Genomic DNA, 7,106 nt, shown 5'->3' with positions numbered 1-7,106 from the left:
TTTATGTCTCTTTGGCGAGGTGGCGGGGAGTCGGGCAGCGGATCTGTACCAGCCGGCTTGTGCCCTTTCCCTCCCCCGTTGTTTTTTGCCTGCTGGCGAAGCAGCGCGAAGCTGTGGCCGACGAAGCACTGCTCAACCCCGCCAGGGGCAAGGGCACGGCATTTTTGGGAGGAAACAAGCGACCCTGGGAGCGCCGGACAAAAATCCCGGGACCGCAGCCGGGCGCAGCCCGGTTGACGGTGCGCAGCGGGCACGTACGATCCGCAGGACAGCAGCCAAAAAACCAAAGAACGCTTCTACCGTCCGAGCGCCAGGGAGGCCCGCTCCCCGATGCGAGCAAGCGAGCATCGGACCCCTCGTCCGGGCCGGCAGGACCGGACAGCATCTGTTGGAAGAACCCGTACCCTGACCCGGCGCCTACACTCCTGTGTAGTGCGTAGATACACGTCGCCGCTGGACTGTGGTCGAGAATCCTGGGGTGTCGGTCGTGCAAGGCAGAATGGGGCTCCTGCCGAAACTTGTGGAGCCGCCAGATTTACCCACGATCATTGATTCCGCCGTCGAGGCGTTCGACAATCCTGCCCGGGTCCAGATGCTCCGCTACCTTGCGGAAGCCGGGCCCTGGCTGCGCGCGATATCGGCCTGACGACCGAGCTTTCCCCGCCGACCCTTGGTCATCATCTGAACGCTTTGGAGGAGCTCGGGGCGATCAGCGGCAACCTACCGGCAGGTGAGCGGCGCAGCCGATCTGTCGCTATCCCGCCACCATAAGTTCATCAGGCAGCTCTCGCAGGCCCAAACGGACTTCCTGCTGGGCAACTCACGCTAATCGGCACGGGTAGCAGCCATAACCGGCCCTCTGGAGCGGGCCCATTCATGAGCGCAGGGAAGCGACCTTGGGAAAACTTCAGAAACGCCTGTAGAAATACTATTGGAGTGCTATCAAACTAATAGCACTCCAATAGTGATCCCTACTGGTAGCTGTCTCGAACCTGTTCCAGACCTATCCTCAAGGCACGCAAAGCCATCGGATGCTTCTTGCGCCCCTCCAGCTTGGCTACAAACGCCAGCAAGTCCATCAGTTCACGGTCCTCGTCAAACCGAAGCAACATGGTTCTGGCGCTCCCTTTATCCCTCGAGTCACTGAGCGTGGGGGTGATGCTTGGCCTTACCGGGATCACACGCTCAGGGCTAACGGCCGGGGGAGTCAACAACGGCTCTGCTGCGTTGCCAAATGCCTCAATGGCCTCATCCCTGGCCCTCTCTGACGCAGACCGTTTCTTGATTGCCACTAGTTCATCAGCTCCTCTACCAAGCCGCGGATTTCCCTTGCGGCCTTGGGGTTCTTCCACTCAACAACCCCCAGCCCCTCCCCCACCACATCTCGGTAGGCCTTGCGCTCATAAAGGACCGTCCGCAGCGGTTCGATGCTTGGATAGTCAGAAAGGTACTCCCTCGCGTCACCGCTCTCGGACTCGAAAGCATTAGTCGACACGCGCGTAAGGGCGCCCCGGACACGCAACGACGGATTGAAGTCACGTGCAGTTTCGATCAACCTGTCGACGGTCCCCAGGGTATCCAGATCAAACTGACTTGACTGCGTCAGAACCAACAACTGATGAGCTGCGGTCATAGCCGTCCGCATCTCCTTACTATCCTTCCCTGCCACGTCGACCAAGACAACGTCATAGCTGGTATCAAGTTCTCTCAATGTCTCGTGAAGACTGCCAAGCTTCTCTACAACGAAAATGCGAGGCTCATGGCCGGCTTCCTCGCGGTCTACCGCCCAGCGCGCAGTTGACCGCTGCCTGTCGCCGTCCACAACGGCGACTCGCATACCGCGTTTCGCCAACTCCACAGCAAGGTTGGTGACAACTGTGGACTTACCTACGCCGCCCTTTTCGCTTCCCACAACAATGATCATGTCTTCCAACCTAAGGGCGGGAGCGATATCAGAGGACTAGCGACACGCTATCAACTTGATATCACTATCAAACTGCTACTTTTGCGGGCGAACGCTAGAGCCCAAGGTCCGGAGCATTTTCCCGGGGAATAGCATTCCCAAGGAGTTCGACAGTACTAGCGGACTGCTATCAAGTTGCTAGTAGTGATGCTTCAAGTACGAGTGAGGCGGCGACGGCAGCAGCGCCAAATAGACTAGCATTCTGCTAGTACTTTCAAATAGCTAGCATAATGCTAGCGACTGACTACAAGCAGTGATTTCTAGGTAACAGTGGCCAAGGGAAAGGCGCATTAAAGAACCCGGCTTCACGCGCCGACGATAGTAATCAACTGGTATCACTATCAAACTGCTACTTTTGCGGGCGAACGCTAGAGCCCAAGGGCCGGAGCATTATCCCGGAGAATAGCATTCCCAAGGAGTTCGACACTACTAGCGGACTGCTATCAAGTTGATAGTAATGATGCATCAAGTACGAGTGAAGCCACGGCAGCGGCGCCGCAAGTACTAGCATTCTGCTAGTACTTTCAAATAGCTAGTAAAATGCTAGCGACTAACTGCAGGCCAGTTGGTTTCTAGGCAACAGTGCCCAGGGAAAGGCGTAGCAAAGAACCCGGATTCACGCGCCGACGATAGTGAACTACTAGGATGCCTAGGTTAACGCCCCATCCGTATTCTCAGGAGGGCTTCGATGGCTTCCAGCACACCAAACCGGCTCTGCCAGGACGGTCAGGTTTGTTGTTGTGACGATCTCCCAGCGCCCATCCTTGCGCTGGGCGACAGCTCTGGGGGAGATGCCGCTGGCTCGAATGAGTTCCGCCCCGACTAGGGGGCTGCCGGCTTGCTCGATGGTCTCGTACACGAAAGCCGGCACGACTGCGGCAGCAGCGCCACAAACACTAGCGTTCTGCTAGTACTTTCAAATAGCTAGCAAAATGCTAGCGACTAACTGCAAGCCAGTTGGTTTCTAGGCAACAGCGCCCAGGGAAAGGCGTAGCAAAGAACCCGGTTTCACGCGCCGACGATAGTGAACTACTAGGATGCCTGGGCTAACGCATCATCCGTATTCTCGGCATCTATGTCGGGCGGGCCTTCATGATCCCAGTAGGGGTAGTCGTCACCGGCTATGGCGAGTACCGGTTGGCGGGAGAGCGCTCGTTGGGTGAGCCACTTTTGCCATGCAGTCCGTTCGCTGCGGTATCGCTTCATCTGCGCTTCGATGGCTTCCAGCACACCAAACCGCTCCGCCAGGACGGTCAGGTTTGTTGTTGTGACGATCTCCCAGCGCCCATCCTTACGCTGAATCAGGTTCCAGGCCGCTAGGATTTCCAGGGCCTGGGCGACAGCTCTGGGCGAGAGGCCGCTGGCTCGAATGATTTCCGCCCCGATTAGGGGGCTACCGGCTTGCTCGATGGTCTCGTACACGAAAGCCGGCACGACACCGAGTTCACGGAAAACCGGACGAAGCGCGTGGATCTTGCCTGGCTTCCAGGCTTTGTCCTCGGCGAACTCCCGGTATTCATCCGGAATCACCAGCTCGTAGACGTCGGCGCGGTCCCCTCGGGCCTCACCGGCGAGCCGAATCAACGGGGTTTCGACCGCTGCCAGGGCACGCAGCTGTCGAGCCACTGTTGTCTCGTGTGTGCCAGTTGCCAAGGCTATGGAACGGACGCCGAATTCGATAAACCTGCTGCCCTTCTTCGTAGCTGCTTCCGCCAGCGCACGAAGCAACATTCTGACACCAAGCCCCGAGCGGGAACCACGCAGAGTCTGCTCGTAGAGGAACAAGGCATTGCGCCAGGAGCGCAGAAAGCGGTATTCCGCGTCGGATTTGGCCTGCGGCAGCAGAGTCAGGGCAGGGGGGTGTGTATCAGGCGGGCTTGTGTAGCTTTTATGCCTATTGGTATCTGCCTCGTTGGGGCCGTCGTTCTTTTTGCGGATGTTCTGCACATAGGCGAGAGCCAATCGCCATTCCTTATGGAGGTACTTGGCACGTTGGGCGGGGGAGTACCTGGAATAGAAAGCGACCATGCCGGCCCAAATGTTCTGGTGCATCAGCCGGCGGACGTCGGTGAGCTCCCAGCCGGCGGCCACGGCGGAGGCCAGAACACCCAGACGGGCCTCGGAAGGCGTCGCATACCGGGCGGTGTCGTAGCTGCCTGTCCGGGCGATGTTTTCCTTGAATTCCGGGAGGCGTCGCTTCCCGTTCTGCAGGGGCAGTGATTCTTCGATGCCTAGGAGTTCCAGCGGCTCGACGCGGCGTTGCCGTATGGCGGCCAGCTCGTCGCCTACACCGTCGCGGAGACGCGACCAGTGCTTCCAGGAGTTGCGGGATTTGGCGACGTCGTAGGCAAGATTCAGGCTCATGGTCAGCCTTTGGTAACCGCCCTTTTTCCAGGGGCTCCCGGGCACGCGGATGGCCCCTGTTTGGGCATTCTCATGGGGGCCGGGGTCGAGGCTGGGGTGTCGCTTGGCGAGAGCCTGGGTGAACTCTTTGGCGTCGGTGAAGGAAACGCCAAAGTTCAGTGGGATATACAAGTGACGTCCGCCGCTGGGGGACTGGTCTTCAATCCAGCGGACGTCGTTACGGGCAAACCACTGCCTCAGCCTGCGGTAGTCCTTGTCTACTTGCTCCTGCCCTCCGCGGCCGGCGTCGAGGTCCAGGCAGATGGTACGAACCAGCCCATCCCTACCGCAGGTGCGTACGGCCGCGGGGAGAGACGGGAGCGAGTCTGACAGGTCCCGCTCGCCGCTGTCGCGGTAGGTTTTGCCGCCGTCCTTGGATAAGCGGACGCGCGGCTGCGACGCGATCAGGCGGGCCAGGGCTCGCCATTCAGCCTGAGCCTGCTCCCGTTCTGGAAAACGTGGGCTGCATCCGTTCGACACGCCGTGCAGCGCTGTTTCGGAAGCATCACCCTCTGTAAAAAGGTGTGCGTGTATGATGGAATCAACTCCATATAGAAAAGGGCATGAAAAACCCGGTATCTGTATGAAGCTCTTCGTTGAGGAGACTTGGCGGAATCGCAACGATGAGCTTGAACAACTTCATAGGAAGGCCCGCATATGCGGGCCTTCCTCGTTTAACTGGCTCGGCTGATAGGCAAGGCCTCCTGACCGTACAGCGAGTCGAGATCGATGGTCATCAGGTGTTCGTGCATCACACGGGCAACGTAATCGCTAACCGTGCTTCCTTCCGCTTCTGCGACGGTTCGTAGCTTGTCGGCGTCATGTACTGGCATGCGGGCACCAATGAGGTGGCGTTCGCCTTTGCTGCGGCGCCCGCCACGACGATTTCCTGAGATAGCCATGGGGCAATTCAATCGGTTACTGTAACCGATTGATGTGAGGCTGTTCGGCGTGTCGGAAAACACGAGATTGATCCTTCCAATTCGTCGTTTACCGACTGCAGCGTGATGAGCTGCTGATCAAGGACTGAAAGTGACAGAACGTCATGGCATGACAGGCCGACTAGGTTCAGCCGGCCGGGCCTAATCTTGCTCTTTCCTGGCATGTCCCTTTCCTCAGGGCAAACGCTGTTACTGGATTGCTGATATATGTGGGCAGCGGAGTTCAAGGTACTCGGGAGTGGATACTGCCCGACAAACAGTCTACTCACACATGTGTGAGTCATGTGTGAAATTTTGGTGTGGTGAAGAAGTAAATGCGAAAAACTTGGGATGGTGTTCGGGGTTCCAGCATCCCGCATCGGACGCCGCAGGCCGTTGTCGCTCAGCTTGAGCTCACAAGCCAGATATCTTTTGACGTGCTCTTAAGATCTGTGGAAGCCGCGCACGGTAAGCCGATTGCCGTCCGTAGCGTGCCCGGCTCAACTATTCCTGGCTTGTCGGGACTTTGGCTCGAGACTGAGTTCAAATCACACATTCTGGTTCCGCAGGATCATTCGGAACTACACCGAAGGCATGTAATCTGCCACGAGCTCGGCCATATTCTGCTGCAGCATGAGGGGTGCGACGGTCTCGCTGCTTCCATGCCATCTGTTTTCAATCATGTGGGGCAGAGGAAAGGCATCAAAAGGATGCTTGCCCGGTCCCCGCAATGGAACGACGTGGAAAAAGCCGCTGAGGAAGTGGCCTACCTGCTTTCTCGGATCGTGCTGGACAAGCCGACTGCGCCTACCAGTGACTTCGAAAAGGTCTTTGGATGAGCTTGCTGCAGATACTGCCAGCTCTCATCCTTTGGTCTGTGGTCGTTACACGGATCGTTGGGTTGAAGTTCGGGTGGAAACCGGGAATTCTCACGGCGATGCTTCCCGTGTCGATCGGCTCGACGCTAAATATTGATCCGGTGTACTTGGCCGTTGACGCCGTACTGGGCAATCGAAACATTCTGAATCTGGTCGTCCACATTGTCTTAGGACTTGGCATGACCGAACTCAGCCGGTTGATCGTTGCGGCAACGGGGGCATCAAATGCTCGCTGGCGTCTGCTGGTACTGGCGGGAATTGCCTTATCGGTTGTCCAGACGGTCCTGCTGCTCATCTCAGAAACACCGGGGTCAGCCACTAACTTCACGGACATTTTCGCGAGCATCCCAACCATCGGCTGGTATCAGGGCCTGTTCTTCGCCTGGATTGGGCTCATCACCGGCTATACGGGAATCGAGTGCCTTCGCCGGGACAGGACCGGCGAAACTGCGTCCTTCCGTGTCGGGTTCGACATCACTGCCGTCTCTTGTCTTGTCGGAGTTCTGGCAGTTGCGGTGAAGCTATTGCTGGTGGCGCAGGAGGCAGCTGGGACGGAAAGCAGCGTCTCGAATATTGTCTACGCGGGCTATCGGACGCTGGTTGCGCTCACCCTGATCGGCTTCGCTGTGGGCTTCGCGCTTCCTGCCTACCACCGTATTCGGCTACAGCGGGCTGAACGCAGACGAATCCGGAGCGCTCTTATGCGGCTGCAGCCCACCGTAAGCCGGCTAGTTGGAACGGATGCGGGCCAACGCGCCAGGGAAGGTGCGGCCCTCAGCCTGCGGCCGCGGGCCTCCAGGAACCAGCTATATCGATGGGTGATCTTTATTGACGATATTCGTGTTCAGCACCCAGGACTTCTGTCAGCCGACGAAATCGAGTTAGTAGACAACATTGAGGCAAGAATTGCACACTCAGGTCCGATTAGCGCCCAAGCCCAGA

The 7,106-nt window shown here is 58.0% G+C and carries 7 protein-coding genes; 3 read left to right on the top strand and 4 right to left on the bottom strand.

All coding sequences use genetic code 11. The features are described from left to right. Positions 1-621 precede the first annotated feature (621 nt). A complete protein-coding gene (locus D477_RS23785; RefSeq protein WP_150109935.1) occupies positions 622-771 on the top strand; it encodes an ArsR family transcriptional regulator in 150 nt (49 codons plus the stop codon). A 200-nt stretch (positions 772-971) separates the two neighbouring features. Here the strand turns inward: D477_RS23785 and D477_RS01215 are convergent, their stop codons facing one another. From D477_RS01215 to D477_RS22115, 4 genes are all read right to left on the bottom strand, one after another. Next, a complete protein-coding gene (locus D477_RS01215; RefSeq protein ID WP_005266479.1) occupies positions 972-1,292 on the bottom strand; it encodes a hypothetical protein in 321 nt (106 codons plus the stop codon). Then, positions 1,292-1,924, bottom strand: a complete 633-nt coding sequence (locus tag D477_RS01210) for a division plane positioning ATPase MipZ (RefSeq protein ID WP_005266478.1) — start codon at positions 1,922-1,924, stop codon at positions 1,292-1,294. The genes D477_RS01215 and D477_RS01210 overlap by 1 nt, the downstream gene beginning before the upstream one ends. A gap of 1,071 nt (positions 1,925-2,995) precedes the next feature. Then, positions 2,996-4,846 carry a hypothetical protein gene (locus tag D477_RS01205; protein ID WP_005266476.1) on the bottom strand — a complete coding sequence of 617 codons (1,851 nt, stop codon included), beginning with the start codon at positions 4,844-4,846 and terminating at the stop codon, positions 2,996-2,998. A 194-nt stretch (positions 4,847-5,040) separates the two neighbouring features. Beyond that, on the bottom strand, positions 5,041-5,268 hold the full coding sequence (locus D477_RS22115; RefSeq protein WP_190273494.1) for a hypothetical protein: 228 nt from the start codon (positions 5,266-5,268) through the stop codon (positions 5,041-5,043). Positions 5,269-5,621: 353 nt separating this feature from the next. On the opposite strand from D477_RS22115, the gene D477_RS22110 reads away from it, so the two are divergent. After that, on the top strand, positions 5,622-6,125 hold the full coding sequence (locus tag D477_RS22110) for an ImmA/IrrE family metallo-endopeptidase (protein WP_150109933.1): 504 nt from the start codon (positions 5,622-5,624) through the stop codon (positions 6,123-6,125). Further along, positions 6,122-7,106, top strand: a 985-nt coding sequence (locus D477_RS01200; RefSeq protein WP_005266475.1) for a hypothetical protein, incomplete at its 3' end; no start/stop codon positions are given. The genes D477_RS22110 and D477_RS01200, both read left to right, overlap by 4 nt.

Source organism: Arthrobacter crystallopoietes BAB-32 (genome assembly GCF_000328305.2).
Lineage (GTDB): Bacteria > Actinomycetota > Actinomycetes > Actinomycetales > Micrococcaceae > Crystallibacter > Crystallibacter crystallopoietes_A.
Note: the sequence above shows the minus strand (reverse complement) of the source record. Positions and strands in the feature narration are given on the sequence as shown.

Coding starts and splice junctions, on each gene's coding strand:
- D477_RS01210 (WP_005266478.1), bottom strand. CDS start 1,924: ATGATCATTGTTGTGGGAAGCGAAAAGGGCGGCGTAGGTAAGTCCACA.
- D477_RS22115 (WP_190273494.1), bottom strand. CDS start 5,268: ATGGCTATCTCAGGAAATCGTCGTGGCGGGCGCCGCAGCAAAGGCGAA.
- D477_RS22110 (WP_150109933.1), top strand. CDS start 5,622: ATGCGAAAAACTTGGGATGGTGTTCGGGGTTCCAGCATCCCGCATCGG.